The organism is Halosimplex carlsbadense 2-9-1 (assembly GCF_000337455.1).
GTDB classification, from domain to species: domain Archaea; phylum Halobacteriota; class Halobacteria; order Halobacteriales; family Haloarculaceae; genus Halosimplex; species Halosimplex carlsbadense.
The window spans coordinates 1-26,820 of sequence record NZ_AOIU01000036.1 but is presented as its reverse complement, the minus strand read 5'-3'; the positions used below and the strand labels follow the sequence as shown (position 1 = coordinate 26,820).

The following is a 26,820-nucleotide window of genomic DNA, read 5'->3' as shown; positions in this document are numbered from 1 at the left end:
CGCTGTCGGCGATTCGCACGCGGGCGCGTCGATTCGCTGACTCGTCGGGCCGGAACGCCCGGCCGACGCCGACGGGTCGAACGACCGCTTCCACCCCCGGATTTATACACCCGGACTGGTACACCTCACGCATGGACATCCCGGACCTCGTCAAGGGGGCACTCGACGGCGAGGAGATCCAGGCCGGCGTCTCGCTCGGCGACGAGGACGCGGTCTGTCTCACACCGACGCGAACGCTCGTCTATCGCGGCGAGGGACTGCTCAGCGACGAAGCGGTCGAGGAGTACTCCCACGACATCGAACAGCTCGCGGTCTCGGAGGGGCGCCGCAAGACGAAGTTCACCATGCAGTACATCGACGGCACGCAGTCGTTCACGGTCCCGGCCAACCGCGGCGACAAGGTGCTCGAACTGTTCCTCGAAGGCGTCCTCAAACTCGCCGGCGTCATCGACGCCCGGGAGTCGCTCGCCGGCGTCTACCGGTTCAGCGAACTCACGCTCATCATCGCCGAGGGCCGGCTGATCAAACACATCGGCAGCCAGGTCTGGTCGGAGGACTACGAGGTGTACGCCTACGACGACGTGACCGGGCTGGAGTTCGAGCGCGCGAGCGTCGCGACCAGCATCGCTCTCTCCGTCGGCGGCCGCCCCCAGCGTGTCAAGGTACCGAACGACAAGGCGCCCGTCGTCCGCCAGACGCTCGAAGAGGCGCTGTTCGGCTACTACGACGTGGCCAACGTCGACGAACTCAACCGCGTCGTCGGGCCCGAAACGGACGCCGGCGGCGTCGACCCCGCGGACGAGGCGGGCGGCGACGACTTCGCGTTCGGCGACGACTTCGACCCGCTCGTCAGCGACGACGCCAACCTGGCCGAGTCCGTCGACGCCGACGACCGACTCGCCGAGAGCGACCCTTCGACGGGCCGGCCCTCGGGAGAGCCGGAGCGACAGCCGACCGGGCAGTCGACCGACCCCGCGGCAGGGCAACCCGCCGACGCCAGCGCCGGTGAGGGCGCCGAACCCGCTACCCGCGGCTCGGACGCGAACGCGGAGAGCGCGGCGGCGGGCGACTCCCGCGACCGAGCCGAGCAGAGCGCCCAGAAGCCGTCCACGGAACCGGAACTGGAGTCGGAACCGACCGAAACCCCCGAGCCAGATGCCGGTGCCGGCGACGTTCGACAGAGCGAGGGCGCCACGGGAGCCCCCGCGGAGGCCGACACCTCCCGAGACGACGCCGACCCGAGGGACCAGCGAGCGCGTTCTCAGCAGGCGGACTCCCAGCGAGCGAGTTCCCAGCAGCCGGAACCCCAGCGAGCCGGTTCTCAGCGAACAGCTTCCAGAGATGCCGACGCCACGGACCGGGCGAGTGAGTCGGCCCGGCGCGGCGACGCGTCGGCCGACCACACCGCGGACGCCGCCGCGGCGCCGGACGACGCGTCGGAATCGGGAGCGCCGACGGAGTCGACGGCCGCCGCCGGTTCCGCTGGGGCCGACGAGTCGGAGCCGGCGCCGGTCACGCGCGAGGAGTTCGAGGCGATGGCCGAGCGGCTGGACGAGCTGACCGACGCGGTCGACCGGCAGAACGAGCTGCTCAAACGGCAACACCGCGCGCTGAAGCAGCTGGTCCAGCAGCGCGACTCGGAGTAGCGTCGGGTCGGACGGCGGACCCGCCGGAGCGTTCAGTCCTCGTCGCGGCCGGTGACTTTCCTGATGCACGAGGAGCCGAACGGGCCGTGATCGCCGGCGTCGAACTCGATGAAGTAGCCGGTCGAGATGCCGGCGCCGCAGCGCTGGCAGGTGAACTCCCCCTCTTTGCTCACCACGTCGCCGCCCTCGAAGCCGACGTAGTCGCCGGTCGTCGGGACGACGGTGTCGCCCTCGCGGTCGATGACGCCGCGGCGCTCGGCGGTTTCAAGGATTTCACGAGTGACCGCGGGGTCGCTGGTCACCGTCTCGATCCGGTCGACGGCGTCGGCCAGCGACAGCTCGGCGTGTTCGAGGTGGGCGAGCAGTTCGACGCCTAGTTCGACGCGGTCGTCCACGCTTTGCGGTGGGGTCGCCCCCGGATTAAGCGTTTCCGGGTTCGGCGGTACCCGTCGCGACCGCCGGGCCCGGACGGTCCACGGCGACCACAAGACTTGTCCCGACGGCGGCGAGACGACGGACGATGGCAGTCAGTCGGGCGACGCGCCGACAGCTTGCCGGTCTCGGGGCGCTCGCGCTCGCGCTCGCGGCGGGAGCGATGGTCTTCTCGCCGGCCGCGGTGCTGGAGTCGCTGGTCGCGCTCTCGGCGGACCCCTGGCGGTTCCTCGCCGTGCTCGCCGTGCTCTACGTCGTCCGGCCGCTCGTCCTGTGGCCGGTCAGCCTGCTCTCGCTGACGGTCGGGTACGTCTACGGCGTGGCGCTGGGGATCCCGATCGCCGCGGCGGGGGTCGCCGTCTCCACGGCGCCGCCGTTCCTGATCGCCCGACGCTTCCGGACCGACGAAGGGGTCCTCGGCCGGACCGCGGGCGTCGGCGACCGGATCGTCGCGGCGACCGGCGGCTTCCGCGGGCTCGTGGCCGCGCGCCTCGCGCCGATCCCCTCGGACGTGACCTCCTCGGCCGCCGGGCTCTCGGAGCTGTCGCCGCGGACGTATTTGGCGGGGACGCTCGTCGGCGAGACGCCGTGGATCGTCGGCGCCGTCGTCGCCGGCGCGTCCATGCGCACGCTCTCGGTCGAGGGACTCGACCAGGGGATCGCCCTGGTCGCCGCCGCGACCGCCGTCTCCGGGCTCCTACTCGCCGGACCGACCTACCGACTGGTCCGCGAGCGCTACGACCTCGGGGTCGACGCTCAGTAGAACGTGTCCGCGCAGTCGTAGACGACGCCGTGTTCGGGGCAGACGTACTTGCAGTGGCGGTGGGTCATCGGCCGCTCGCAGATCGGACAGGGGCGGCCGCCGGCGTCGCTCATATCCTCGCCTTGGACCAATGGCGCTTGAATCTTGGTTTCTCGGGAGACCGACGGCCGAGCGCGGCCGACGGCCCGCCAACCCGAACGAATTCTAGAGAGAGTCCGAGCGGTTTTCGAACAACGCCTATCCGTGGGTAGTTGCCAGTGAAAACTATGACAGGAGACACGCCACTGGCCGAGCGATATCCGCCGGGAGCGGGGACGGTCGCTATCGCCGTCGCGGCGGGCGTCGCCGCGCTGCTCGGCTCGTTCGCCGCCGTCGGGTTCGCGCCCGGGTTCGTCGTCGCACCCGTCGAGAGTACGCTCTCGCGAGTGATGCCCGGCTTCCTCATCGCCTTCGCGATCACGGTGCTCGGCGACCTCGGGCAGCAGCTCAACCTCGCGATGGCGGGAGCGGTCGTCGTGATACTGTACGCACAGGCGGTCGTCCTCTCGGTGACGCTGGGGCGGTGGCTCGACGAGCGCGCCGTCCCGCTGCTGGGCGGTCCGGCGCTCGTCTGGGCGGTGACGGCCGTGTTGACCGGCCGACCCGTCCTCTCGCTCGGCGCGGCGGTCGGCGCCGGCGCCGTCCTCGTCGTGACCGACGTCTCCGCGTCTCGCGGCCCTGCGACCGAACGGACGCCGTCCGGCGGGCGCCGACGCGTGCTGACCGCCGTCGGCGCTGCGGTCGGGGCGAGCGCCCTGGGGTACGTCATCGGCCGCGACGGGACCGCAGCGGCGGGTGGCGACCCGAGCGGTGGCGACACCGGAGACGGCGACCGCCCGCGCGGCGACCCCGATATCTACGGCGACGTCGAGATTCCGACCTTCGACGCCGGCGACCAGATCGCCGCGGCGGCCGACCGGGAGTTCGACCTCGACGGGATGGAACCGCTCGTCAGCGAGCGCTTTTTCAACGTCTCCTACAGCTCGGTCTCGCCGACGCCCGACGCCGCCGAGTGGTCGCTGTCGGTCACGGGCGAGGTCGGCCAGGAGCTGTCCTACGACTACGACGACCTCGCCGGGCGGGCGTTCCAGCATCGCTTCGTCTCGCTTCGCTGCGTCGGCGAGACGCTCAACGGGAAGAAGATGGACAACGCCGTATGGAGCGGCGTCCCCATCGCACCACTGCTCGAGGACGCGAAGCCGAACTCCAAGTGCGAGTGCGTCATGGTCAGGGCGGCCGACGACTACTACGAGGAGTTCCCGCTGGAAGCGCTGGAGTCGGGCTTTCTCGCCCTGGGGATGAACGGCGAGCCGCTCCCGCGGAGCCACGGCGCGCCCGTCCGCCTGCTCGTCCCCGGCCACTGGGGGGAGATCAGCGTCAAATGGATCACCGAGATCGAGTTCCTCGAACGCGAGGCCGACGGCTACTGGGAGCAGAAGGGCTGGCACGGCACCGGCCCGGTCGAGACGGTCGCCAAGCTGCACGCGACGACTCGGACCGACGACGGTTCGATCGCGGTCGGCGGCCACGCCTACGCCGGGACGCGGGGCATCGAGCGCGTCGAGGTGTCGACCGATGGCGGCGACACCTGGACCGAGGCGGAACTCACCGAGCGGCTACCCGGCGCGAGCGGGGCGGTCGAGAACCCGTCCGAACACGCCGAGGACGCCTGGCGCCAGTGGCGCTACACCTACGACCCGCCCGAGGGGAGCCACGACGTGGTCGTCCGCGCCACGGACGGGACGGGGACAGTCCAGCCGAGCGAGGAACGCGACGCCTACCCCAACGGGGCGACCGGGTGGGTGAGCGAGACGGTCGACCCGGGGAGCGTGCAGTGAGGTGTCGGACGGCAGTGCGGGGCTCGTGGGAGGAACCAGCACGCCTAAACAGCAGGCGGGGGACAGGACGGAACGAGCGTCGATGGAGAAGGCACTCTGGTATCTGCTCGCCGGCACGCGCGGCGGGGCAAACCGTGCGCGGATCATCCGGTTGCTGGACGACCGGCCGCGCAACGCCAACCAGCTCGCCGAGGAACTGGACGTGGACTACAACACCGTCCGACACCACCTCGACGTACTCCTCGACCACGACGTGGTCGAGCGCGGCGGCGACGACTACGGCGCGATGTACTTCCTCACGGACCGGTTCGACCACCACCGCGAGGAGTTCGAGACCATAACCGACCAAATCGAGTGATATCATGGCGATGGGAACCTGGATCACCGTTGCGACCGCCCTCGCGGGGCTCAACGCCCTGTTACTGGTGGCGCTCGGTGCCGTCTGGCTGCGTAACTACCGAACGTTCGGCACCAACCTCATCCTCGGCCTGCTCGCCTTCGCCGGCGTCATGCTGCTGGAGAACCTCGTCGCGATCTACTACTTCTTCAGCATGGGCATGCTCTACGCCAGCGACCCCGTCGCTCAGCAAGCCGTCGTCGTCCTCCGCGCCCTGCAGTTCCTCGCGCTGCTGTTTCTCACCTACGTCACGATGCAGTGACCGACCGGGCCGACCCCGCTCCCCGGAGAGTCGCGCCCCGACCCGTGGACTGAAAGCCCGCCCGACCGTCCGACCGCCATGGTACGCACCGCGATCAACCTCTATTCGGTTCGCGACCTGGACCTGCCGATGGCCGAGATCCTCGACCGCTGCGCGGCGGCCGGCTACGACGGCGTGCAGTTCTCCGGCGGTTTCGGCGGCCTGTCCGCCGAGGAACTCGCAGACCACCTCGACGACCTGGATCTCGACGTGACGGCGGCCCACGTCGACGTGGACGAGATGGAATCGGACCCCGCCGAGGTCGTCGAGTTCCACGAGACCGTCGGCGCCGACGGCGCGGTCGTCCCGTGGCTCGGTCCCGAACGGTTCGAGTCCCGCGAGGCGACGCTGGAGACGGCCGACCGCGTCGACGGGATGGCGGCTGACATGCAGGAGCACGGCTTCGACCTGCACTATCACAACCACGACCACGAGTTCGTCGAGTTCGACGACACGACGGGCTTCGAGGTGTTCGCCGACCACACCGACGCGCTGCTGGAACCCGACGTGGGCTGGATCGAGACGGCGGGCCACGACCCCGTCGAGATCCTCGACCGCTACGGCGACCGGATCGAGATCGTCCACATGAAGGACATGAACGACGGCGAGTTCTGCGAGATCGGCGACGGCGACGTGGACATGCAGGCGTGTGCCGACACGGCCCGCGAAATCGACGCCGAGTGGCTCGTCTACGAACACGACGAACCCGAGGACCCGGCGGCCTCTATCGATACCGGCGCGGAGTTCCTCGCCGGGCTGTAGCGCCCGTCGAGACCGGCCGGCCGTGGTCGTCGCTCCCGGGCCCGCGTCGGCCGGCGGGAACCATTAAGTCGGGCGTTTCCCAACCGGTGGTATGGCACGGGTTGGCGGTCGTCGAGTCGCCGTCGTCGCGGTCGCGGTGTTACTTCTCACGAGCGCGGTCACCGGCGGCGGCCTCGCGGCCGCCTCGCCGAGCGAGAACGGGTCCGTTTCGTCGGCCGAAAACGGAGCGGAATCCGAACCACGGCAGTTCGCAGCCGACACCGCCCCGTCGGCCGGACCCGGTGAGCCAGCCGAACGGGTCAGAAAGTCCGTCACGGCGTCGGGCGGGTCGGCCTCTGCGGTCGGCACCGACGCGGTGTTCGAGCGCGCGCCGGCGAACGTCTCCGCGGTACAGGAACTCCGGCTAACGCCCGAGGAGCCCGGCGAGATCACCGTCGTCCAGCGTTACCGGGTGCCCGACCGAGTGTCCTCGCTGAAGCCCCAACTGCCCGAGGGCGTGACCGTCACCGGGACGACGGGCTTCTCGCGGGGGAACGGGACCGTCTACGAGTGGGACGGTAACGCGTCGAATCCGTCGGTCACGTTCGCGATGGAAGTCAACCAGACGACCGACCTCTCCGGTCCGGAGGGCGCGCAGGGGCGGTACCTCTTCGTCGACGCCGGCGAGTGGGCGCTCCTCCAGCGGCCGGCGGTGCCGACGAGCTGGTCGTGGTCGGGTGCGGCGCCGGTCGGTATCACGCGCGAGGCGCGGACCGCGGGGGAGGGCTACGTCGGGGAGTGGATAGCCTACCTCGGCGCGGTCGCGACGCGCGAGCGGACGGCTCACGGCCAGCGGTTCGAACTGGTGGTCCCCGAGCGAGCGTCGCTGACGGAGTCGCCGGACGCGATCCTCGACTCGCTGGCGGCGGCCGGCGACCGTATGCGCGTCGGCGACCGCGACCCCGTCGTGAACGTCTTCGCCGCGCCGACGACGACGGTCCGCTGGGGCGTGCGCGGCCTGCAGTACGGCGACCGCGACATGTGGGTCCGGGACGCCGAACCGCTGTCGACCGCCGAGAACACCTGGCTCCACGAGTACGTCCACACCCGCCAGGGCTACGAGGCGGCGCCCTCGGCGCGGTGGACCAACGAGGCGTTCGCCACCTACTACGCCGCGCTGCTCGCGCTCCAGCAGGACCGCGTCGACTTCGCGGCGTTCCGCGAGACGCTACGACCCGGGACCGCCCGACCGCAGTCCGACGCGGTCCTGACCGAACCGCGGTCGTGGGTCAACGCCGCCAACTACCTGAAAGGGAGCCTCGTCGCCGGCGACACGGACTTGCGGATCCGACAGGCGACCGACGGGGCGCAGTCGCTTCAGACGGTGTTCTCCGCGATGAACGCCCACTCGGGCCCGGTGGACGCGCGGGCGGTCTTCGAATCGGTCGGGGCGGTCGGCGGACCCGAGGTCCGTCGAGCGACGGTCACCTACGCGGGCACCGAGCGGACGCCGGACCTCTGGTCCGCCGGCACCCACGCCGAGGCGTTCGCGTCGGCGCCCGCGCTGGTCGAGGTCGGGATCGCGACCGAACCGGACGCCCTCGCGGTGAGCGGTCCCTACCGCAACGTGACCCGTTCGGGCTCGGAGGTGACACTCTACACCGGCGAGACGTTGCGGATGACCGGTGCGGCGACCAACGCCGGGGGCTCGGCCGGCGGGTACGAGGCGCGGTTCGTCGTCGACGGTGCGGTCGCGGCGACCGAGTCCGGGACCGTCGCGCCCGGCGAACGAGTGACCTACGGGTTTGAGCGGACGTTCGATGAGGCCGGGGACTACACCCTCGCCGTCGGCGGCGACCGGGTGACCGTCGAAGTGTACGAGCCCGCGCCGGCGACCGTGACCGCCCTCTCGGCCAACCGGACGGAGCTGTCCGGGCCCGGGGCGGTAGCGTTCGCCGCGACGGTCGCCAGCACCCACGGCGTGCCGGCGCGCGGGAACGTCACCCTCCGAGGCCCGGACGGCGCGATCATCGACCGCAGGGTCGCGCTCGGCGCCGGCGAGAACCGCACCCTGAGCGGCGTCGCCCGTCTCGAACGCGGCGAGTACAACTTCACCCTCGGCACCGCCGACCCGCTGATCGTGACCGTCGGCGACGTGGGCGAGCAGGGCGACGACTCCGGGACCGAGGGCGACGAGGGCGGCAGTTCCGGGCTCGGTCCCGGGTTCGGCCCGGTCGGTGCGCTCGCCGGCCTCCTGGGCGCGGCGGCGCTGCTCGCCCGACGACGGGCGTGACGGGCCCGCCGACGCGCTGGGGCCGCGTCAGTCCTCGATTTCGACCGCGTCGAGCACTGCCAGCGTCCGGTCGACGAGCGCGTCGGGGGTCCGTGCGAGGACGAAGGCGATCGGCTCGTTGCCGTAGCTGCCGCGGTCGACGACCGCCGCGGGCGTCCCGTCGACGGCGTCGAAAGCCTCCCCGATACCCCACTCGACCGAATCGGTGCGGTCGTCGGCCGGGTCGAACTCCGCGACGGGCCGGTCGAGGTCCGCGAGCGCGCTCGCCACCGCGTCGTCGTAGCGGATGTTCACCGCGAACCGGAGGTCGGGGTCGTACTCGCGGGCGGCCAGGAGGAGGCGAGCGACGTGGGTCGACGCGCCGAAGCGGACGCCGCGGTTGGGTTCGGCCCCCGACAGCGTCCGGGTGATCCGCCCCTCGACGGCGGCCGTCTCGTCCGGTCGCTCCGCGTAGGGGGTCGCGCCGGCGACGTTCGTCCCGACTTCGGGGACCAGCGGGCCGATATTCCGGTCGACGAACGCGCGAACGACCCCCTCGACGGCCTCGGCGGTGTCGTCGCGGGCCGCGCGGTCGCGCAGCTCGACCGCGTGGTGGACCGCGCCCGGCCCCTCGCCCACGTCGAGGTTGTACCGGACCGCGCGGGCGAGCAGGTCGATGCCGGACGTGACGGCGTCGACGAGGTCGTCGCCGCGGGCCAGCCGAGTCGCGACCGCCGACGAGAGCGTACAGCCCGAGCCGTGGGTCGCGTCGGTGTCGACCCGCGGGTGGCGGACCGTCTCGACGCTGTCGCCCGTGACGAGCACGTCGACCACGTCGTCGGACTCTCCCGCCGGGACGTGGCCGCCCGTGACGAGCGCGGCGTCGGCCCCCGTCTCGACGAGGCGTTCGCCGGCCTCGCGCGCCTCGGCTTCGCTCTCGGGGTCGATCCCGGTCAGGACGGCGGCCTCGTCGGCGTTGGGCGTGACCAGCGTCGCCTCGGCGATCAGGTCCTCGTAGGCGCTCTCGGCCTCGCTGGCGAGCAGCCGGTCGCCCGAGGCGGCGACCATCACCGGGTCGACGACGGCGGGCGCGGCCGTCTCACGGACGCGCTCGGCGACCAACTCGACCACGTCGGCGGTGGCGAGCATCCCGGTCTTGACCGCGGCCACGTCGAAATCCGAGAGGACGGCGTCGCACTGGGCGTCGATCTCCGCGGTCGGCAGGACGTGTGTGCGCTCGACGCCGGTCGTGTTCTGGGCGGTGACGCTGGTGATCGCGGTCGTCCCGAAGGCGCCGCCGGCCTCGATCGTCTTCAGGTCGGCCTGGATGCCGGCGCCGCCGCCGGAGTCGCTGCCCGCGATAGCCAGGACGACCGGCGGCGAGACCGGCGCGTCGCGTCGTGTCATGTCCGGGTGTTACCCTGCCGACACCAAATGGGTGACGAGAGCCGACGCGGGTCGGGTGACGACCGCCGGGCGGCGACGGTCGCGTGACTGCCGACTGGCGACCGGCGACGGGGAACGCTCCCCGCAGGCGCCTGGCAACTACGCCCAAACGCCTGCCGGCCGTGGCGTCGACTATGGAACTGGAACTGGCCGAGCTGGGGGAGTATCTCGAACAGTTCGACTACCCCGCCGAGCGCGACGGACTGGCGACCGCCTGCGAGGGCGTCGAGGTCCAACTCGCCGAGGGCGAACGGAACCTCGGGGATCTGCTGGCCGACGCGAGCGCGGACCGCTTCGAGTCGGCCGACGACGCCTACACCGCCGTCCAGAACGACCTCCCGCGCGAAGCCGTCGGCGAACCCTATCAGTCCGAGGGCGAGGGATAGTCGGCAGGATCCCCGGCCCGTGAGGGACCGCCCTCAGCGCGCGTACGCTTCGAAGGGATTGTCGTGGGTGAGCCGCCGGACCGTCGCCTCGTCGACGCCCGCCTCGCGGAGCGTCGGGAGGAACGTCTCCGTGAGATAGGTGTACGGTTTCTGCTCGCCGCCGTCGGGCTCGGAGGGGTCGTACCAGCCCCGGTCCTGACTCAGGAGGACCCGGTCGGTGTAGCCCGCCTCCATCAGGTCGCGGATACGGTCGACGTAGTCGCCGTCGGCCTGGTCGTCGCCGCCGATCCAGTCGAACTCGACGTAGGCGCCGCGCTCGGCGACCTCGCGGTGGTAGCGCTCGTCGTCGGCCTGGGCGTGGATCCAGATGAACCGCTCGGGCGAGTAGCCGGCCGCCTCGATCACGTCGAGCTGCTCGTGGACGACCTCGCCGTGGAGCGTGTGGCTGCCGATGGCCGCGCCGGTCCGCTCGCCCGCGCGGGCCGCGGCCCGCAGGATCTTCGCTTCGTCGGACGAGAGCCCCGTCGGGTCGTCGTCGTCGGTGCTGACCTTGATCCACGCGGCGCGGACGCCCGTGTCGTCGACCCCGTCGGTGAGGTCCTCGACGAGCCACTCCGTCAGCTCGTCCTCGCTCGCGTCGCGGGCCCACTCGGGGATCGACGGCTCCTGGTAGATCCCGGTCGGGACGACGATCGGGAAGTCCGTCGCCTCGGAGACCGCCAGGTCGATATCGACGCGGCGGCCGACGCCCTCGGGCGTGGCCTCGACGAGCGCTGTGACGCCCGACTCACGCGCCCGGTCGATCTCCGGCGCCATCACCGGCACCACGTCGTCGGGGTCGGCCTCGCGCCAGTTGGCGTCCGCTATCGGCCCGAGGTCGACGAAGACGTGTTCGTGCGGGAGCACCAGCCCGAGGTCCTCGCGGGCCAGCGGCCCCTGCGTCGTGTGGAGTTCCATGCAGCCCGACAGGAGGGCGAGCGTCCTAATCCCTCGCCCACCGGCGAGTCCAGCCACGACCCGGGGTCCGGCCCGCCGACCCGTCGCGACCGACACTAGGTTCCCTTATACTATATTGAGGATGAGTACCACACCCACGACAAGGTTTAACTCCCTGAACGACTGCTCTCGTAGCAAGCGATGTCCGAGACGCAGCGGCCAACCGAGCGCGGTGCGGAACAGTGTGGGACCTTCGAGACCATCGACGGCGACCTGGTCATGTACGACCGGGAGAACGCCAACGCCTGGATCCAGACCAGCTACGCGATCGACTTCGAGGACGTGCGCGCCACCGGACCGGCCGAGTAGCTCCGCTCCTTCTCAGCCGACCGTTATCATCGTCACGCCGCCGATAGCGAACGCCGCGGCGACCAGCCGGACGCGGAAGTTCTCCTCGCCGAGGACGACCCCGCCGAGCAGGACGGCGACGACCGCCTGCGTGTTGACGACCGGCGACGCCAGGCTCGCCGACAGCGTCGAGAACGCCAGCATCACGAAGTGTTCCGCGACGGCCAGCAACAGTCCGACGCCCGCGAACAGATGCAGGTCCGAGCGGACGCCGCCTTCCCGCACGGGCCAGCGCCGCGCGGCGAGCGGCGCGAGCGCCAGCGGGACCGCCGCGAACATGACGAGGTTGAACGTCTCAGGCGGCACGCGCAACTCCTGGGTCAGCACGCGCTTGCCCACGTCGACGACGCCGAATATCGCGGCGCTGGCCAGCGCCAGCCCCGCGGGCCGAGAGTGGACCGCCCGGACGAACGGGTCCAGTAGCTTCCCCGGTTCGTAGTTGGCGACGTACACGGCCGCCGTCGCGACGACGACGCCCGCGATCTGGACCGCCGACAGCTGCTCGTTCAGGAAGACGAGTTCGATTGGGAGGACGAACACCGCGACGATCTTGCTGATCGGCGCGACGTAGGAGACGTCCCCGACCGCGATCGCCCGGAACGAGGCGAGGAAGGCCAGGATCGACCCGCCGACGGTGAGGACGAACATCCCGACGCCCGGCGCGCCGAAGCCGGCCGGGAGGAGGCCGCCGTCGCTCGCGACCGCGGCGATCGGCAGGTACCACAGCAGCGACATCGCGAACGTGACCGCGACGTACACCGTCGAGGGGTAGTCGTCGAAGTAGCGCTTGATGCAGAAGAGATAGACGCCGAGGATCAGCGACGCCGCGACCGCGTAGGCCAGTCCCGGTTCGAGCCCGAACACGGACGAGAGTTCGTTCGGCCGCTAAAGAGCGTTCCCGTCCGCCCTCGCTCGTGATAGCGAGTCGAAAAGCCGTCGGAGCCCCTCTAAGGTGGGGGTCGCCGACCGCTACACGCCGGGGACGCCGACCCCGGAGAAGACCCCGACTCCGAGCGGCCCGAGGAGCGTGAACACGACGACGAGCGTCAGCCACGCGACCACCGCGATGGCCGCCGCTTCGACCCAGCCGCCGTCGTACATCACGTTCAGGACGCCGAGGTAGGCGACGAACGTCAGCGCCGGCCCCAGCAGCGGGATCCAGCCGAAGAAGGTGCCTACCAGCGCCCAGACGAGCGAGCCGACTATCGCCGCCGTGACAGCCTTCTCGTAGCTGCTGCCGCCGCCGACCAGTTCCGCGCCGACGTAGATGCCGATTCCGCCGACCAGTACACCGACGACGAACGTGATCAGTCCAGTGATCAGTCCCATGCGCGAGGACACGATCCGCTCGCTGAAAAAGGTAAGCGTCGGGAGATGTTCGAGCGGCGGAGAGCGAGCGGGTCGAAAGAGCGAGCCGAACGCGTTCACCCCACCCCGCCGCGTGTACCCGGGTCGATTCTCACCCGAAGAACGGCAGACTGCCCTGGGTCATGTACACCATGTCGAGGATGAGCACCAGCTGGAGGGCGCCCTGGACGGCGCCGAGCATGGCGTTCTGTTTGCCGATACTGGCGATGATCGAGGCGTCGGGGTCGGCGGAGATCATCTCCGTGTACATCCGCACCTCGCCGGGCATCAGGAAGCCGAAGCCCTGGACGGTGAGGATCGTGACGATGACCAGCGCGACCACGACCGTCGGCTGGGTCATCTGGAACTCGCCGATGGTGGTCGCGACCCAGGCCAGCGAGCCGACGGTCGCGACGGCGAAAATCGCCTGCCAGCGCCAGTCGCGGTAGCAGTTCAGCCGCTTGCCGATCAAAAGCAGCGTCGGGATCAGGTTCGCGGCGGTAAAGAGCGCGAGCCACGGCTCGGCGTGGGTGAACACGCCGATCCGCTGGGCCAGCGCCAGTCCGGAAGCGATGGTGACAGTGGCCAGCGACGGGAGAAAGAAGGCGGTCTTTGGCGTCAGCCGCCGGAAGACGGCGGCGCTCTCTTCGTCGTCGAGGCCGCCGACGACGGGCCCGAGGATGGCGCCGATGAAGATGTCCGTGCCCGTCCACAGCACGCCCGCCATGACGTGAACGTAGGTGTGGTTCTGGACCGATGCGACCGTGAGCGCGTACCCGAGGGCGGCGAGCGGGAGGAAGACGACCGCGACCGCGAACGCCGGGTTCGCCCGACGCCCGAGACCGCCCACCGTACCTCTGATCGTCGTCGTCGACACATCACCCACAACATCGAATATCCCTGTTAAATCTATCCGTGGCTGCAACGTCGGCCGGTGGTGGCGCCGGGTGACGCGGACGTCACCGGTCGCTTATCCGCTCGTAGCCGCAATCGAGGGGTATGAGCCACACCGAATCCGACGGTGACGACACCAACGCCCGACCGATCGGGATCTACTCCGACTACGTCTGCCCGTTCTGTTACCTCGGGCGCGCATCGCTGTCGCAGTACCAGAGCGAGCGCGACGAGCCCCTGGAGATCGACTGGTACCCCTTCGACCTGCGGGCGGACAAGCGCCACCCGGACGGGTCCATCGACCACTCGGTCGACGACGGCAAGGACGAGGACTACTTCGAGCAGGCCAAAGAGAACGTCAGGCGGCTCCAGGAGGAGTACGACGTCGAGATGAGCCTCGACCTCTCGCGGGAGGTCGACTCGCTGCCCGCCCAAGTCGCCTCGTTCTACGTCAAGGAGACGTACCCCTACGAGCAGTGGCTCGCCTTCGATGAGGCGATCCTCGACGCGCTGTGGCGCGAGGAGCGCGACATCGGCGACGCGGACGTGCTCGCGGACCTGGCGAGCGACGTCGACCTCGATCCCGAGGAGATCCGCGACGTAGTCGACGGCGAGGAGTGGCGCGATCGGGTCACCGAGCGGTTCGACGCGGCCCGGCGGGAGGGCGTGACGGGCGTTCCTACCTTCACCTACGGCGAGTACGCCGCCCGCGGCGCGGTGCCGCCGGAGCACCTCCAGCGGCTGGTCGAGGGCAACTGAGCGGGCCCGTGGATACTGGCCGGGGCGGCCGACGGTCGAGCCGGCCCCACCCGCCACTACTTACTACCGCGGGCTCGCAGATGGCGGTAATGCCCGTCAGGGAGCACGCGTCGAAACACGACCGGATCGCCGAGCTGCCGCTGGTCACCGAGTCGGCGACGGTCGTCGAGCGGGAGGCGATGGACCGCGACCGGACGGAAGAGGTCCGGAAAGCCGTCGACCACTGGTTCGATCGGAAAGGGTTGGCCGACCGCTACGAGAGCGTCACCGACTACGACGACTGGGGGACCCTCGTCGAGGAACTCCGGGCCGACGGCTACGCGGGGTTCGCACGCCGCTGTGCGACGCTGCTCGAACGCTTCGAGCGACCGCACCCGATGCTCGTCCGCATCGCCCTCGAACCCGACGACGACTTCGAGTATCTGGCCGGCCAGTACGTCGGACTGCGCTACTGCGGGGAGTCGCGGGCCTACTCGCTTTCGAGTTCGCCCACCCGCGACACCGTCGAGATCTGCGTCCGCCGGGTCCCCGGCGGGGATCTGTCGCCGCGGCTCTGTCGCGACCTCCGCGTCGGCGACGAGGTGACGATGCGCGGTCCGCGCGGCGATCTCGTCCTCGACGAGCCCTCCGATCGGGACCTGGTCCTCATGGCGACCGGCACCGGCGTCGCGCCGCTGAAGGGGATGGTCGACTACGTGTTCGACACCGGCGCCGACGAGGTCGACGGCGAGCGCCGCGACGTGTGGGTATTCCTCGGTGCCCCCTGGGAGGACGACTTGCCCTACCGCGAGGCGTTTCGCGAATACGACCGCGAGCACGACCACTTCCACTTCGTCCCGTGTCTGAGTCGCGAGTCGTATCTCAGCGAGTGGACCGGCGAGACGGACTACGTCCAGCACGCCTTCGTCAAACACGTCGACGAGTCCGCCGTGAGCGCGCCGCTCGGTCGCGAACTGGAGCGGTGGCTCGACGAGGCGCCGGCGTCGGGCGTCGACGCGCGTATCGACCCCGAGAACGCCGAAGTGTACGCCTGCGGGATCAACGTGATGGTCAACAGCCTCGTCGACGCCGCAGAATCGGTCGGCGTTCCCGCCGAGCACATCGAAGCCGAAGGGTTCGGGTAGGGCCGCGCGCCGACCGGTACGGGCCCGCGGGCACCGCCGGATCGGCCGCCGCGACTGCCCGTCACCGAAACGTTCGTGTGGTCGAGCCGAGAGGTGGCGGTATGGCGACTGCCCTCTCCAGCCCTCCCAGCGAACGGATCCGCCGCGTCGACGTGCTCGCGTACGTCTTCGGTCTCATGGGTCTCGTCTACGTCGGTGAGTTCGCGGTGGCGGTTCTCGCCGCCAGCCCGACGGCCTACGAGGCCGGGATGGCCGCACTCGGCGGGTTCGCGCTCCTCGGAACCGTCCAGATGTACCGCGACCCCGACTTCCTCCGCAACGGGGCCGAACCCGCCCCCGCCTACCTGTACGTCCTCCCTGTCGTCTCGACCGGTGCCGCCCTCGTGCTGGTCGTCGGCTGGGTGGCAACCGTCGCGTAGCCTGTCGGCTGGGTCGCAGCCGTCGCGTAGCCCGTCGACCGGGCCGCGACTGCCGCGTCGAGCCACGGTTTCCGAGCCGGAAAGCGTGTGGCTCCTTTTATAACCTCGCCGGGAATATCCTCGGGCGATGGCAGCCGGTCAGGACCCCGAGGAATCGGGGGTGATCTCGTTGCTCGACGACGAGTACGCCCGCGCGATCCTGATCGAGTCGAGCCGAGAGGCGCTGTCGGCGTCGGCGCTGGCCGAGCGCTGCGACGCCTCCGAGCCGACGATCTACCGGCGCATCGAACAGCTCCGCGAGTACGACCTCATCGTCGAACAGCAGCAGCTGGACCCCGACGGCCACCACTTCAAGACGTACCAGACACGCGTCGAGCGCGTCACCGTCGAGATCGAGGACGGCGAGTACTCGATCGACGTGTCCCGGCGCGAGGTGGACGCCGCCGACCGGTTCACGCGGCTGTTCGAGGGACTCTCAGAACCATGACACCGACCCCCGACCCCGCGCCCGCGCTCGCCCCGGCCCTGCAGGCCTCCGCCACCGGCGGCTCGGTCCTGCTCGCGGCGCTCGTCCTCCTCGGGCTGGCGGTCGCCGCCGGGATCTCCCTGCTGATCGCCTACGAGGCGCTGAAGGGCTATCGGAGCACGCGCGACCGGGCGATGCTGTTCCTGGCGGTCGGGATCGTCCTCCTGACCGGCGGCCCCATCGCCCTCCGGATCGCCCTCCCGACGCTGACCGACACGCCCGAGTCCGTGCGCCTGCTCTCGACGACCGCCAGCGAACTGCTCGGCCTCGTCTGCATCCTCTACGCAATCTACGGACGACCATGACCGAACGCACACCACACCCGCCCGACGACCGCGACACGGACGCCGACCGCCCGAGCGGGCCCGTCGGCGGTCTGCCCACTCGTTACCGCGCGACCGTCGGCCGCCGACCCACCACCGGCGCGGGCCGCGCCCCGGAGGGTCCGCGATGATCGACCCGGTCGTGGGCGGCACGGCCGCGTCCCTCGGGGCGGTCGGGGGCCTTCCGGCGCCACTCCAGATCACCGTTTCGGTCTCGCCGGCGACCCTCGCGGGGTTGCTGACCGCCGCCGTCGGACTGTTCGTCGCGTACCAGGCCTACCGCGGCTACCGGCGCAACGACAGCCGTCCGATGCTGTTCCTCGGCCTGGGGATCTTCCTCGTCACCGTCGTCCCCTTCCTCGTCACGACGGTACTGGGCGGGGTTTCCGGCGTCAGCGACGCCGTGGTCCTCCTCTCGTGGACGGTGTTCGAGATCGTCGGCCTCGGGTCGATCCTCTACGCGCTCACCGGCGCATGACGCGGCCCTGCCCCCATCGGAGTCGTTCGCCGAGACCGGACCCGCAGTCGACGGCAGGGACGGCCCTCGCGCCGGTACGATCATTTTTAGTACGCCGGCGGGCGAGGAGTCGACAATGAGCCGACTGGTCTCCGCCCTCCAGTTCTCGGCCGGACCGCGAACCCTCCTCCGGCGGTTCCTCGGCGTGCCCTTCCGTCTCCAGACGTACGCGAACCTGCTGTACCTCTCGGCGTTGTTCCCGCTGGGGATCACGTACGCGGTGGTGTTGCCGCTGGGCTTCAGCCTGGGGATCGGCCTGTCTGTGATACTCGTCGGCCTCCCCCTGTTCGTCGCGACGGTGCTGGGCGTCCGGGAACTGACCGCGCTCGAACGGTACGCCGCCGACCGATTGCTCGCCGTCGACGTGGCCGCTGGCGACGCGGCGCCGCCACTCACCGACCCGGTCGCCCATCTGAAACACGCGCTGACGACCCTCTCGACGTGGAAGGGGGTGGTCTTCCTCCTGAGCAAGGTCCTCGTCGGGACCGCGGCGTTCACGCTGTTGCTCTTGCTGGGGACGATATCGCTGTCCCTGTTGCTCGTGCCGCTGTACTACCGGTCGGTCAACGTAGGGGTCCAACCGGTCTCCGGGGAAATGAACGCCGAGCCGTCGGTCGAGTTCGCGCTCCAGACCTGGGAGATCGGGCTCACCATTCCCTTCCGGCTGACGACGTGGTACGTCACGACGCTGCCGGAGGCGCTCGCAGTCTCGGCGTTCGGACTGGTCGCGACGCTGGTCTCGCTGCACGTCTGCAACGTCGCCGCGCGGGCCGCCGGCTGGTACGCGTCCCTGCTGGTCGGCGGGACCGACCGATCGGCGATCCGTCGGATCGTCGACGTGTAGGGCGGGACAGTCCCGGTCTCGGAATCGATCGACGGCCCCCGGGCCTTATTTATCTGCATCGCATACGGTGCGGATAGTATCCCGATGAGACACCTTCTGGCGGACCCGACTGTCGCCCTCGTCGTCGGCGGATCCGCCGACGACCGGGACCGCGTCCGCACCGCGATAGCCGACGGCGACGGCTCCGGTGTCCCCGTCGTCGTCGCGGACCGCGCCGACCTGGCCGAACGGCTCTCCGCACGGGACGACGCGGGCTGTGTCGTCGCTGTGGGTGTCGACGAAGCCGCGTTCGCCGACGCCTACGAGGCCGCCAGAGCGGCCAGCGACCACTTGCCTGTCGTCGCCTACACCCACGACGAGGCGGTCGCGGTGGCGGTCGCGAGCCGCGCCGACTGCCGATACCTGCCGCGGTCGGCCTCCACCGAGACGCTCGCGAGCGTCGTCGACGCCGCTCTCGACACCTTCCGGGAGCGGCGCCAGACGGCGACCGACAGCAGCATCCTCCGGACGTTTCTGGCCGAGGGACAGATCACGATGTTCGCCAAGGACGACGAGGGTCGGTACGTCCGGATGGCGGACGTACCGTACACGCCCGACCCCGAGGAGTTCCTCGGGAAGACCGACCCGGAAGCGTTCGACCATAGCTCGGACGCCGACCGGGAGGCCTACGAGGACGACCTGCGCGTCGCCGAGACCGGCGAACCGATCCGTCGCCAGATCGAACACTTCGAGACGCAGGGCGGCGACCACTGGTCGGAGGTGACGAAGGTCCCCTGGCGCGACGACGACGGCCGCGTCCTGGGCGTGGTCGGCTACGCGCTCGACGTCTCCGAGCGGATGCAGTTCCAGCGCCGGCTGGAGGAACAACAGCGGCGGTTCGACCAGTTCGCCAGCTACGTCTCCCACGACCTGCGGACGCCGCTCCAGATATCCGTCGGCGCCCTCGAACGCGCCCGGGAGGGCCACGAGACCGCGTTCGAGCGGATCGAGCGGGCCAACGACCGCATCGAGGAGATCCTCGAGGACCTCAGCGCGCTCTCGAAGGGCGACCGGTCGGTCGACCTCTCCGAGGAGGTGCTCGACGTGCTCGACGTGGGCGTGTCGTCGACGGAACTCGCCCCGCTCGTCGAGCAGGTCTGGAGCGTCCACGGGACCGACGAGGCGACACTCGACGTGGCGGTTCCCGAGGGGACGGAGATCATCGCCGAGACCGAATCCGTCCGACCGCTGGTCGAGAACCTGCTGAAGAACGCCCTCGACCACGCCGGGCCCGACGTGACCGTCCGCGTGGGGACGACCGATCGGGGCTTCTACGTCGAGGACGACGGCCCGGGCATCCCCGAGACCGAGCGCGAGAAGGTCCTCGAGGCCGGGTACACGACGACCGAGGACGGCACCGGGACCGGGCTGGCGATCGTCACCGAGACCGTCGACCAGCAGGGCTGGGAGATCGATATCCGCGAGAGCGAGACCGGCGGGTCGCCGGGCGCGCGCTTCGAGTTCGACGAATGCCCCGTCGTGGTCCCCGAACCGGCCGAGCCGGCCGATCCGGTCGAACTCACGGAGAGCCTCGACGTGGGCGACGTGTCGGTCCCGGGGTCGTCGGAACGCGACGCCGCGGACGGGTCCTGGCGAGTCGTCGGCAACGGCAGGGACATCTGGCACGACATCGACGAGTTCCACTTCCTCCACGGGGAGGTCCACGGCCCCGTCCGGATCGAGGGACGGATAGCCGACCTGGACGCCGTCCACGAGTACAGCAAGGCGGGGTTGATGGTCCGGGACACCCTCGCCGAGGACGCCGCCTTCGCGTTCGTCGGGGCGACCGGCGAGCACGGGACCGAGACGATGTGGCGCGAGGAGGCCGGCGCCGCCGCCGGAAGCGACCAGCTCGAGGAGCCCTACGACGCCTACCCGTGGTACCGGCTCGACGCGGTCGACGGGACGGTGACGCTGTCGTGGTCGACCGACGGCGAGGACTGGCAGGCCATCGACCAACGACGGATCGGCCTCGCGGACCCGGTAGTCGTCGGGCTCGCCGTCTGCAGCCACAGCCCCGACGAGACCAGTGAGGCCGTCTTCGAGGACGTGACCGTGCGGGAACTCGACGCGGACGACTGAACTCGACGCGGACGAGCGGTTCGCCGCTCCGTCGACCGGCCGCGTCAGTTCTCTCGTGCGACGAACGCCCGCACCGCTTCGACGCCGAGGACGCCGTCCTCCCGGGTTTCCACGAGCTCGCCGTCGACGAACAGCAACAGTTTCGGGACGCTCCGCACGTCGTACTCGTCGATCAGTTCCGGGTCGTCGCGCGGGTTCATCGTCGCGACGACCGCCTCGGACGACCTGGCGACCCCGCTCAGGACCGGTTCCATCGCCGCGCACTTCCCGCAGCCGTCGGTGTAGAACTCGACGAGGACCCGGTCGTGGCTCCCGACGAGATCTTCGAGGTCCGCCCGCGACGACAGCGCGACCGGTCGCTCGCGTGTCCCAGTCATGAACGGAGAGACGTGGTCGAGCCGGGTAAGCCCCTCGACGGAACGGCCGGGGGACGGTCTCGGGACGTGCTATCGGTGCGGTCAGTACAGGCGATGGAGGTATGATGCGAGGCGGTTCACCGGACGCGAGCGAACGAACTGAGCGAGCCGTCCGGCAGTTTTTCCCAAGTTTTTGCGGACGGGGGTTCCCGCAGCGAGGCCGCAGGCCGAGCGAGCAAATCCCCGTCCGCAAAAAGTGGGCACGCACACCGAACGGCCTCACCTACGATTCGAGGACGTCGAGGGCGTCGGTCGAGACCGATCCGGTCAGTCGGACGCGCCGTCGCTCGGGCGAGAACCGGACGATGCCCGCCTCGGAGAGCTTCGGGACGTGGACGTGATACAGCGACGTTCGGAGGCGTTCGACTGCGGCCTCGTCTTCGGTGTCGCCGGAGCGGTCGTCGTCGCCCCCGACCAGTCGTTCGGCGAGGTCTTCGACCGTCAGCGCCCCGTCGGCGTCCGTGAGCGTGCGGACCACTTGACGCCGCCGTTCGTCGGCCAGCGCGTCGTACACGAGCGATCGATTGCCGTATCGTACCTTCCCATCCATGGGACTCATACCACCCCATCGGCTACGTCGGCGTATAGCGCCTGCGCCTAAACAGATAGTGACGCACGTAGCTGGCACGTAAACCGGACGATTCCGGCGAGAAGAGCGGCTCGATGCCGCGACCCGGTTACGGGCCCAGTCGGACCGACGGCAGTTTCGAGCGGTCCTCCACAGCGCGCTCCGCGCTCGACACGGCCGCCACGTCCACCTCGTCCCCTCGCATCGCCCGGTAGACGCCGTAGCCGAGCGCGGCGGCGGCGCCGAGGGCGACGAGCGACTTTCCCCGCAGACTGCTCGTCGCGGCGCGGGTGTAGAGACTGCGCCGGGCGACGTGGCCCTCGTGGTCGCCGCGCTCGCGCAGTTCGCCGCTAGGCTGGTCGAAGGCGTTGTCGGAGCGAGGGCGGGGCGGGCGGTCCCGCGTCTGGAGTCCGACGAAGAACCGCTCCATGATCCTGTCGAACAGCCCGGGGGCGTAGTGCTCCATCTGGGCCGTATTCTTGGCGGCGCCGCCGACGTAGATATCCCGTTCGGGGTGTTCCGCGGCGTGGCAGACCGAGCGGGCGACCGTCTCGGGTGCGTACACCGGCGGCGGCAGGGTCACCTCGCTGTCGGTGTAGTTCTTGGCGTGCTCGGGGTACGGGGTATCGATGGAGGCGGGCTTGACGAGCGTCACGGACACCGGTGGGCCCTCCTCTTCCAGCTCCATCCGCAGGGTGTCGGTGAGCGCCTTGACGGCGTGTTTCGACGCCGAGTAGGCGCCCTGGAGGACGAGTGCGCGCTCGGAGACCACGCTGCCGACGTTGATAATGGCGCCTCCCCCCCGCTGTTTGAGGTGTTCGGCGGCGACGAGCGACCCGTAGAGCAGCCCCCAGACGTTCACCTCGAAGAGTTCGCGCATGTCGCCGATCGGCGTCTCGTCGAGGCGGCCGTAGACGAACTTCCCGGCGTTGTTGACCCAGGTGTCGAACCCGCCGTAGGTGTCCTCGGCGACCGCCGCGATCTCCTCGATCTGGGTCCGGTCGCTCACGTCGGCGACGACGTAGACGGCGTCGCCGCCGGCCTCGGTGATCTCGTCGGTCAACTGGTCGAGGGCGTCTTCGCTCCGGGCGGCGAGGACGAGCGACGCGCCGCGGTCGGCCGCCATCCGCGCCGTGGCGAGGCCGTTCCCCGAGGTCGCGCCGGTGATCACCATCACCTGCTCGTCGAGCGGTTTCAACTGGGGGGTCACGGCGACCCCTCCGAGGGCTGTCGAGTCGTCGCGGGCGCGTCGGCTATCGGTCGCTGTGGCATGTCTCTGTAGAGGGTCAGGACGGGTTTGAGGCCGATGCCGGCATTCGCGCGGCGGTGCGTCCCCTATAAACACTCCAGAACGGCCCCGTCAGCGCGTGGGTCCGGCGGATTCTCCGTCTCCCGACGCGTGGCGCGCCAGACGGCTTCGTGGGTCACCAGATAGGCGAAGGAGTATCGATACCCGTCGAAGTATCCGTACGGGGTCCCCTCCCCATCGGTCCACCGGCCGTGGTCCATCGCGTACCCCGACGTGACCAGGACGGCGTTTGGACCGACCCTCGATGCCTCCGTTGACAAGTCGAGGTTGAACTCTACGAGTCCCTCCCCGTACCCGGCCATCTCGCGGTACTTGTAGGCGTACTCGTACGTCTCGACGTACGTGCGGGCGGACGTTTCGCCGAGGGTGTCCGGTGGATCCGGAATCGACGGGAGGTCACCGTGGTCGGCCGACGGCTCCGGAACGCGCGGCTCCGCCGGACAGGCGCTCGGACTCGGCGTCGGGACGGCAGTCTCGGTCACGGATCCGCTCTCGGTGTCGCTTGCGGTCGCCGCCGTCGTCCGCGGCGACTGGCCCGTCTCCGGTGATGATCCGTCCCGCCGGGCACCGCTGCTGTCTCCGGGGAGACACCCCGCCGACAGCACCGTCGCGACGACTGCGACGCACTCCCGCCGGGTGAAAGGGTCGGCCATGCCGGGACCGGTGTCGCGGTCGGTAAGTGTCTTCTGTGCGATCGGTCGACGAGCGGCGGCCCGCGAGCGCCACAGTCCGACGCTGACCGCAGGGCGGTCTCGCGTCGGCCGTCGAGGACCCCGGTTTCAGACCGACGAGCGGTCGTAGCCGCCGTCGATGGTGATGATCTCGCCGGTGGTGAACGACGCGGCGTCGCTGGCGAGATACAGCGCGGCGCCGCTGATCTCGTCCGGCGAGGCGACACGCTCCATCGGCGTGCGCTCGTCGACGCCCTCGCGGAACGCCGAGCCGTCTTCGAGCTTCGGCCCGGCCAGTTCCGTCTTGACGAACCCGGGCGCGATGGCGTTGACTCGAACCTCGGGACCCAGGTCCGCCGCGGTCGCCCGGGTCAGGCCGTTGAGCCCGGCCTTCGCCGAGACGTAGCTCGGGCGGGCTTCGCGAGACTGCTCGGCGGACATCGAGGAGATGTTGACGATGGACCCCTCGTCCATCGCGGCGCCGAACTCCTTGATCGCGCGGAAGGCGCCGGTCAGCAGCACGTCGATGTCCTGGCCCCACTCCTCCTCGCTCATCTCGGTGACGGGCGTCGTCGCGACCGAGCCCTGCGAGGTGACGAGCGTGTCGATGGACCCCAGGGCGTCCTCGGCGGTCTCGCGGAGGGCCGCGATCGAGTCGGGGTCGCGCACGTTGCAGGTGACCTCGACCGTCTCGGCGCCCAGGTCGCGTAGCTCTTCGGCGGCCTCGGCCACCGAGTCCGCCGAGCGGCTGGTCGCGACCACGTCGGCGCCGTCGCGGGCGAACGCCCGGGCGATCTCCAGGCCGATCCCGCTCGTGCCGCCGATGACCACCGCGTTCTGTCCCTCGACGCTGATGCCGTCCGTGTTCTCTGTCATGGTATCAAGAGCCCATGCTCGACGGGAGTCGGTTTCGGTTCGTAGTCGGGCGATGCCGTCACTCCACCGAGTAGGCGTCGACCTTCGCGACGGCGTGGCGGTAGGACAGCCAGGAGACGACGGCGGCGAGGACGACCGTGAGGCCGACGCCGGCGACGACCGTCGCGGAGCCGATAGCGCCCGGCAGGGCGTAGGCACCGAGCGCGCCGAACCCCGGCGCGCCGACGACGACCATCCCCAGCGTGTAGGCCGCGGAGGCGGACTTGTTCGGGATCTGCACGTCCTCGCCGAGGAGCCCCTCGTCGCCGGGCGGGTAGTGGACGCCGAGCGCCAGCGAGCACAGCGGCGCGAGGACGGCGATGGAGACGGCGAACACGCCCACCGCGGCGACGACGAGCGCGGAGCCGACGCCGGCGCCGATGGCGGTGCCCAGCGCAGCGCCGACCAGCAGCGGCATCGCCGGGAGGACGACGGCGTAGGCCTTCGCGCGGACGAACGTCTCGCTGGAGACGCCCGCGGTGAGCAGGCCGGGCAGCGCGTCGCCCTCGGTACCCAGCGGGTTGAGCGTGAACCCGCTGCCCGCGGCCAGCGCGCCGGTGAACGCGACGACCGGCGCGTACATCGCCGCGGAGAAGGGGCCGCTGTACACCAGTTGCTCGGCCATGACGAGGCCGACGAAGACGGCCGGGTAGACGTACCACAGCGTCTTCGGGGTGCGCTTGGTGCGACGCCAGGTCGTCTCGACGAGCGCGGCGGTCGGCCGCGGAACGACCGACGCGAGCACGTCCCTGACGGGCGTCGCCGTCGCCGGCGCGCCGTCGGCGTCCTCGCCGTCGTCGGCGAGCGCGCGGTCGTCGTACCAGACGGCCCCGGCCAGACGGACCGAGGCGACCAGCGAGGCGAGGACGAGGCCGAGGGAGGAAAGCAGGAACCCGACGGCGAGGGCGGGCGAGGCGCCGGCGTCGGGGACGGTCAGCAACAGCAGGTCGCCGGCCCACGACAGGGGGGTCGCGTCCAGCGCGGCACCGACAGCTTGCCTGGTGAACAGGACGAGATAGAAGAGGCCGAGCATGCCGACGCCGAGGCCGAACCGGGCGTTCTTCGAGAGCCCGTAGCCGTCGAGCAGCCAGCGGGCGCCGAAGCCGACGGGCGCCGTCGCGACGCCGGCGACGACGAACAGCCAGAGGCTCCCGCCGACCAGCGAGACGGCCGCGACCGGCGCCTCGGCGCCCAGCGCGAACCCGACGGCGCCGGCGAGCGCGACCGGCCAGAACAGCGCCGTCCAGACGGCCGTCTGGCGGGCGACGCTCCCGACGGCGACCGCGCGGGTGCTCGTCGCCGTCAGGAAGGTCACGTAGCGGTCCTTGAACTCGCTGTTGCCGCCGGCGGCGCCGAGGGTCCCCATCAGGACGAGCAGGACGACGCCCGACAGCGCTACCCTCCGGACCTCGGTCACGACCGGCGCGACTTCGCCGGCGGCGAACCGTCGTCCGAGGTCGTAGGCGCCCGGCCCGACCAGGCCGGAGACCTGCAGCGCGAAGAAGCCGGGGATCAACAGGAAGAAGGCGGTCATCCGCCTGGACTCGCGGATCCGCCGGTAGGTCTGGCGGAGTGCGGTCCGCGCGACGACGACGGACGGGTCCGTCATGGCGACTCGCGCAGCCGCGTCGAGAGGTCGGTGTCGGTCGTCAGCTCGACGAAGGCGTCCTCCAGCGTGTCGCCGTCGCGGTCGGCGACCAGCCGTTCGGGGTCATCCTCGGCGAGCAGCCGCCCGTCCGAGAGCAGCCCGACGGTGTCGGCCAGTTCGTCGACCACCGAGAGCACGTGCGTCGAGAGGAACACCGCGGTGCCCTCGTCACGCAGTTCGGTGAGGACCGCCTTGAGCGTCCGGGCGGCGTTGGGGTCGAGCCCGCTCGTCGGCTCGTCGAGGAAGAGTACCGCGGGCTCGTGGACGATGGCCTGGATCACGCTGGTCTTCTGTTTCATCCCCTTCGAGTAGCTCTCGATGCGGTCGTCGGCGGCCGCCAGGTCGAACCGGTCGAACAGCGCCTCGACCCGCTCGTGGGCGCGATCGGGGTCGAGCCCGCGCACGTCGGCGACCGCCGAGAGCTGCTCGCGGGCGGTGAGTTTCTCGTACAGCGGCGGCGTGTCGGGGACGTAGCCGATCCGCTCGCCCAGGTCGTCCCGGTCGCGCACGTCGACGCCGGCGACGGTCGCAGTCCCGCCGCTGGGGCGCGTGAGTCCGGTCAGCAGCCGCATCGTGGTCGTCTTGCCGGCGCCGTTGGGGCCGAGAAAGCCGTAGACGGTCCCGCTCTCGACGGTCAGGTTCAACCCCTCGACGGCGGCGACAGAGCCGTAGCGCTTCGCGAGCCCGTCGGTCTCGATGGCTGCCACTGACAGGTGTAGGGGACAGCGCCGCGGTAAGTGTTCCGGTGGGTCGGGGTCTCGCCGGGAACGGACGGCGTCAGTGCGAGGGTACCGCCGATTCCGGGAGCGTCGGG

General features: G+C 70.6%; 31 protein-coding genes. 17 read left to right on the top strand and 14 right to left on the bottom strand.

What is annotated here, in order from left to right; genetic code table 11:
- The first annotated feature begins 131 nt into the window (after positions 1-131).
- Complete coding sequence (locus C475_RS16900; RefSeq protein WP_006885081.1) at positions 132-1,646, top strand: DUF7115 domain-containing protein; 1,515 nt, start codon at positions 132-134, stop codon at positions 1,644-1,646.
- 32 nt (positions 1,647-1,678) lie between these two features.
- On the opposite strand, the gene C475_RS16895 is transcribed toward C475_RS16900, so the two are convergent.
- Positions 1,679-2,041 (bottom strand): DUF5830 family protein, encoded by a 363-nt coding sequence (locus C475_RS16895; RefSeq protein ID WP_006885080.1) that lies wholly within the window; start codon positions 2,039-2,041, stop codon positions 1,679-1,681.
- Positions 2,042-2,166: 125 nt separating this feature from the next.
- On the opposite strand from C475_RS16895, the gene C475_RS16890 reads away from it, so the two are divergent.
- Positions 2,167-2,841: a TVP38/TMEM64 family protein gene (locus C475_RS16890; RefSeq protein ID WP_006885079.1), complete on the top strand. Its 675-nt coding sequence runs from the start codon at positions 2,167-2,169 to the stop codon at positions 2,839-2,841.
- Here C475_RS16890 and C475_RS25270 read toward each other — a convergent pair.
- Complete coding sequence (locus C475_RS25270) at positions 2,835-2,954, bottom strand: HVO_2523 family zinc finger protein (protein ID WP_006885078.1); 120 nt, start codon at positions 2,952-2,954, stop codon at positions 2,835-2,837. The two genes, C475_RS16890 and C475_RS25270, sit on opposite strands and share 7 nt — an antisense overlap.
- Positions 2,955-3,107: 153 nt before the next feature.
- On the opposite strand from C475_RS25270, the gene C475_RS16885 reads away from it, so the two are divergent.
- From C475_RS16885 to C475_RS16865, 5 genes are all read left to right on the top strand, one after another.
- Positions 3,108-4,718 carry a molybdopterin-dependent oxidoreductase gene (locus tag C475_RS16885; RefSeq protein ID WP_006885077.1) on the top strand — a complete coding sequence of 537 codons (1,611 nt, stop codon included), beginning with the start codon at positions 3,108-3,110 and terminating at the stop codon, positions 4,716-4,718.
- Between the two features lie 82 nt (positions 4,719-4,800).
- The gene (locus tag C475_RS16880; protein WP_006885076.1) at positions 4,801-5,076 is read left to right on the top strand and encodes a winged helix-turn-helix domain-containing protein; all 276 of its coding nucleotides are present in this window, start codon (positions 4,801-4,803) and stop codon (positions 5,074-5,076) included.
- A gap of 4 nt (positions 5,077-5,080) precedes the next feature.
- Entirely contained in the window at positions 5,081-5,377 is a 297-nt protein-coding gene (locus C475_RS16875; RefSeq protein ID WP_006885075.1) for a hypothetical protein, read from the top strand.
- 78 nt (positions 5,378-5,455) lie between these two features.
- A complete protein-coding gene (locus C475_RS16870) occupies positions 5,456-6,178 on the top strand; it encodes a sugar phosphate isomerase/epimerase family protein (protein WP_006885074.1) in 723 nt (240 codons plus the stop codon).
- Between the two features lie 91 nt (positions 6,179-6,269).
- Positions 6,270-8,450, top strand: coding sequence for a PGF-CTERM sorting domain-containing protein (locus tag C475_RS16865; RefSeq protein WP_006885073.1), 2,181 nt, complete (start codon positions 6,270-6,272; stop codon positions 8,448-8,450).
- A gap of 27 nt (positions 8,451-8,477) precedes the next feature.
- Here C475_RS16865 and thiD read toward each other — a convergent pair whose 3' ends face one another.
- The gene (thiD, locus tag C475_RS16860) at positions 8,478-9,836 is read right to left on the bottom strand and encodes a bifunctional hydroxymethylpyrimidine kinase/phosphomethylpyrimidine kinase (RefSeq protein ID WP_006885072.1); all 1,359 of its coding nucleotides are present in this window, start codon (positions 9,834-9,836) and stop codon (positions 8,478-8,480) included.
- A 173-nt stretch (positions 9,837-10,009) separates the two neighbouring features.
- Between thiD and C475_RS16855 the strand changes: the two genes are divergently transcribed.
- Entirely contained in the window at positions 10,010-10,261 is a 252-nt protein-coding gene (locus C475_RS16855; protein WP_006885071.1) for a DUF5789 family protein, read from the top strand.
- A 33-nt stretch (positions 10,262-10,294) separates the two neighbouring features.
- On the opposite strand, the gene C475_RS16850 is transcribed toward C475_RS16855, so the two are convergent.
- Positions 10,295-11,218 (bottom strand): phosphotriesterase family protein, encoded by a 924-nt coding sequence (locus tag C475_RS16850; RefSeq protein WP_006885070.1) that lies wholly within the window; start codon positions 11,216-11,218, stop codon positions 10,295-10,297.
- A gap of 180 nt (positions 11,219-11,398) precedes the next feature.
- On the opposite strand from C475_RS16850, the gene C475_RS24460 reads away from it, so the two are divergent.
- Positions 11,399-11,566: a DUF7331 family protein gene (locus tag C475_RS24460; RefSeq protein WP_193366317.1), complete on the top strand. Its 168-nt coding sequence runs from the start codon at positions 11,399-11,401 to the stop codon at positions 11,564-11,566.
- Between the two features lie 12 nt (positions 11,567-11,578).
- Here C475_RS24460 and C475_RS16845 read toward each other — a convergent pair whose 3' ends face one another.
- The 3 genes from C475_RS16845 to C475_RS16835 all read right to left on the bottom strand — a co-directional run bounded on the left by C475_RS16845 (position 11,579) and on the right by C475_RS16835 (position 13,829).
- The gene (locus C475_RS16845) at positions 11,579-12,469 is read right to left on the bottom strand and encodes an EamA family transporter (protein WP_006885069.1); all 891 of its coding nucleotides are present in this window, start codon (positions 12,467-12,469) and stop codon (positions 11,579-11,581) included.
- Positions 12,470-12,574: 105 nt separating this feature from the next.
- Positions 12,575-12,934, bottom strand: a complete 360-nt coding sequence (locus C475_RS16840; RefSeq protein ID WP_006885068.1) for a hypothetical protein — start codon at positions 12,932-12,934, stop codon at positions 12,575-12,577.
- A gap of 130 nt (positions 12,935-13,064) precedes the next feature.
- On the bottom strand, positions 13,065-13,829 hold the full coding sequence (locus C475_RS16835) for a hypothetical protein (protein WP_006885067.1): 765 nt from the start codon (positions 13,827-13,829) through the stop codon (positions 13,065-13,067).
- A 122-nt stretch (positions 13,830-13,951) separates the two neighbouring features.
- Here C475_RS16835 and C475_RS16830 point away from each other — a divergent pair, with 122 nt between their 5' ends.
- The 8 genes from C475_RS16830 to C475_RS16795 all read left to right on the top strand — a co-directional run bounded on the left by C475_RS16830 (position 13,952) and on the right by C475_RS16795 (position 20,479).
- Positions 13,952-14,605, top strand: coding sequence for a DsbA family oxidoreductase (locus C475_RS16830; protein WP_006885066.1), 654 nt, complete (start codon positions 13,952-13,954; stop codon positions 14,603-14,605).
- 89 nt (positions 14,606-14,694) lie between these two features.
- A complete protein-coding gene (locus C475_RS16825) occupies positions 14,695-15,729 on the top strand; it encodes a ferredoxin--NADP reductase (protein WP_006885065.1) in 1,035 nt (344 codons plus the stop codon).
- 101 nt (positions 15,730-15,830) lie between these two features.
- Complete coding sequence (locus C475_RS16820; RefSeq protein WP_006885064.1) at positions 15,831-16,148, top strand: hypothetical protein; 318 nt, start codon at positions 15,831-15,833, stop codon at positions 16,146-16,148.
- Between the two features lie 127 nt (positions 16,149-16,275).
- Complete coding sequence (locus C475_RS16815) at positions 16,276-16,635, top strand: winged helix-turn-helix domain-containing protein (protein ID WP_006885063.1); 360 nt, start codon at positions 16,276-16,278, stop codon at positions 16,633-16,635.
- The gene (locus tag C475_RS16810) at positions 16,632-16,979 is read left to right on the top strand and encodes a DUF7521 family protein (protein WP_006885062.1); all 348 of its coding nucleotides are present in this window, start codon (positions 16,632-16,634) and stop codon (positions 16,977-16,979) included. The genes C475_RS16815 and C475_RS16810 overlap by 4 nt, the downstream gene beginning before the upstream one ends.
- A 145-nt stretch (positions 16,980-17,124) precedes the next feature.
- A complete protein-coding gene (locus tag C475_RS16805; protein ID WP_006885061.1) occupies positions 17,125-17,475 on the top strand; it encodes a DUF7521 family protein in 351 nt (116 codons plus the stop codon).
- A 115-nt stretch (positions 17,476-17,590) separates the two neighbouring features.
- Positions 17,591-18,358 carry a sensor domain-containing protein gene (locus C475_RS16800; RefSeq protein WP_006885060.1) on the top strand — a complete coding sequence of 256 codons (768 nt, stop codon included), beginning with the start codon at positions 17,591-17,593 and terminating at the stop codon, positions 18,356-18,358.
- Between the two features lie 84 nt (positions 18,359-18,442).
- Entirely contained in the window at positions 18,443-20,479 is a 2,037-nt protein-coding gene (locus C475_RS16795; RefSeq protein WP_006885059.1) for an ATP-binding protein, read from the top strand.
- 44 nt (positions 20,480-20,523) lie between these two features.
- On the opposite strand, the gene C475_RS16790 is transcribed toward C475_RS16795, so the two are convergent.
- From C475_RS16790 to C475_RS16760, 7 genes are all read right to left on the bottom strand, one after another.
- Entirely contained in the window at positions 20,524-20,856 is a 333-nt protein-coding gene (locus tag C475_RS16790) for a thioredoxin family protein (RefSeq protein ID WP_006885058.1), read from the bottom strand.
- A gap of 262 nt (positions 20,857-21,118) precedes the next feature.
- Entirely contained in the window at positions 21,119-21,454 is a 336-nt protein-coding gene (locus tag C475_RS16785; RefSeq protein WP_152436470.1) for a DUF7344 domain-containing protein, read from the bottom strand.
- Between the two features lie 118 nt (positions 21,455-21,572).
- On the bottom strand, positions 21,573-22,673 hold the full coding sequence (locus tag C475_RS16780) for an SDR family oxidoreductase (RefSeq protein ID WP_006885056.1): 1,101 nt from the start codon (positions 22,671-22,673) through the stop codon (positions 21,573-21,575).
- 125 nt (positions 22,674-22,798) lie between these two features.
- Entirely contained in the window at positions 22,799-23,425 is a 627-nt protein-coding gene (locus C475_RS16775) for an RAD23 family protein (RefSeq protein ID WP_006885055.1), read from the bottom strand.
- Positions 23,426-23,551: 126 nt separating this feature from the next.
- Positions 23,552-24,319 (bottom strand): SDR family NAD(P)-dependent oxidoreductase, encoded by a 768-nt coding sequence (locus C475_RS16770; RefSeq protein WP_006885054.1) that lies wholly within the window; start codon positions 24,317-24,319, stop codon positions 23,552-23,554.
- Positions 24,320-24,377: 58 nt separating this feature from the next.
- Positions 24,378-25,967, bottom strand: coding sequence for a hypothetical protein (locus tag C475_RS16765; protein ID WP_006885053.1), 1,590 nt, complete (start codon positions 25,965-25,967; stop codon positions 24,378-24,380).
- Positions 25,964-26,713: an ABC transporter ATP-binding protein gene (locus C475_RS16760; protein ID WP_006885052.1), complete on the bottom strand. Its 750-nt coding sequence runs from the start codon at positions 26,711-26,713 to the stop codon at positions 25,964-25,966. The genes C475_RS16765 and C475_RS16760 overlap by 4 nt, the downstream gene beginning before the upstream one ends.
- Positions 26,714-26,820 lie beyond the last annotated feature (107 nt).

Bases quoted from the DNA above. Each gene is read 5' to 3' on its own strand.
- C475_RS16825 (WP_006885065.1), top strand. From the start codon at position 14,695: ATGCCCGTCAGGGAGCACGCGTCGAAACACGACCGGATCGCCGAGCTG.
- C475_RS16870 (WP_006885074.1), top strand. From the start codon at position 5,456: ATGGTACGCACCGCGATCAACCTCTATTCGGTTCGCGACCTGGACCTG.
- C475_RS16820 (WP_006885064.1), top strand. From the start codon at position 15,831: ATGGCGACTGCCCTCTCCAGCCCTCCCAGCGAACGGATCCGCCGCGTC.
- C475_RS16875 (WP_006885075.1), top strand. From the start codon at position 5,081: ATGGCGATGGGAACCTGGATCACCGTTGCGACCGCCCTCGCGGGGCTC.
- C475_RS16770 (WP_006885054.1), bottom strand. From the start codon at position 24,319: ATGACAGAGAACACGGACGGCATCAGCGTCGAGGGACAGAACGCGGTG.
- C475_RS16880 (WP_006885076.1), top strand. From the start codon at position 4,801: ATGGAGAAGGCACTCTGGTATCTGCTCGCCGGCACGCGCGGCGGGGCA.
- C475_RS16790 (WP_006885058.1), bottom strand. From the start codon at position 20,856: ATGACTGGGACACGCGAGCGACCGGTCGCGCTGTCGTCGCGGGCGGAC.
- C475_RS16805 (WP_006885061.1), top strand. From the start codon at position 17,125: ATGATCGACCCGGTCGTGGGCGGCACGGCCGCGTCCCTCGGGGCGGTC.
- C475_RS16840 (WP_006885068.1), bottom strand. From the start codon at position 12,934: ATGGGACTGATCACTGGACTGATCACGTTCGTCGTCGGTGTACTGGTC.
- C475_RS16865 (WP_006885073.1), top strand. From the start codon at position 6,270: ATGGCACGGGTTGGCGGTCGTCGAGTCGCCGTCGTCGCGGTCGCGGTG.
- C475_RS16890 (WP_006885079.1), top strand. From the start codon at position 2,167: ATGGCAGTCAGTCGGGCGACGCGCCGACAGCTTGCCGGTCTCGGGGCG.
- C475_RS16795 (WP_006885059.1), top strand. From the start codon at position 18,443: ATGAGACACCTTCTGGCGGACCCGACTGTCGCCCTCGTCGTCGGCGGA.
- C475_RS16765 (WP_006885053.1), bottom strand. From the start codon at position 25,967: ATGACGGACCCGTCCGTCGTCGTCGCGCGGACCGCACTCCGCCAGACC.
- thiD (WP_006885072.1), bottom strand. From the start codon at position 9,836: ATGACACGACGCGACGCGCCGGTCTCGCCGCCGGTCGTCCTGGCTATC.
- C475_RS25270 (WP_006885078.1), bottom strand. From the start codon at position 2,954: ATGAGCGACGCCGGCGGCCGCCCCTGTCCGATCTGCGAGCGGCCGATG.
- C475_RS16785 (WP_152436470.1), bottom strand. From the start codon at position 21,454: ATGAGTCCCATGGATGGGAAGGTACGATACGGCAATCGATCGCTCGTG.
- C475_RS24460 (WP_193366317.1), top strand. From the start codon at position 11,399: ATGTCCGAGACGCAGCGGCCAACCGAGCGCGGTGCGGAACAGTGTGGG.
- C475_RS16830 (WP_006885066.1), top strand. From the start codon at position 13,952: ATGAGCCACACCGAATCCGACGGTGACGACACCAACGCCCGACCGATC.
- C475_RS16900 (WP_006885081.1), top strand. From the start codon at position 132: ATGGACATCCCGGACCTCGTCAAGGGGGCACTCGACGGCGAGGAGATC.
- C475_RS16815 (WP_006885063.1), top strand. From the start codon at position 16,276: ATGGCAGCCGGTCAGGACCCCGAGGAATCGGGGGTGATCTCGTTGCTC.
- C475_RS16885 (WP_006885077.1), top strand. From the start codon at position 3,108: ATGACAGGAGACACGCCACTGGCCGAGCGATATCCGCCGGGAGCGGGG.
- C475_RS16855 (WP_006885071.1), top strand. From the start codon at position 10,010: ATGGAACTGGAACTGGCCGAGCTGGGGGAGTATCTCGAACAGTTCGAC.
- C475_RS16775 (WP_006885055.1), bottom strand. From the start codon at position 23,425: ATGGCCGACCCTTTCACCCGGCGGGAGTGCGTCGCAGTCGTCGCGACG.
- C475_RS16810 (WP_006885062.1), top strand. From the start codon at position 16,632: ATGACACCGACCCCCGACCCCGCGCCCGCGCTCGCCCCGGCCCTGCAG.
- C475_RS16850 (WP_006885070.1), bottom strand. From the start codon at position 11,218: ATGGAACTCCACACGACGCAGGGGCCGCTGGCCCGCGAGGACCTCGGG.
- C475_RS16800 (WP_006885060.1), top strand. From the start codon at position 17,591: ATGAGCCGACTGGTCTCCGCCCTCCAGTTCTCGGCCGGACCGCGAACC.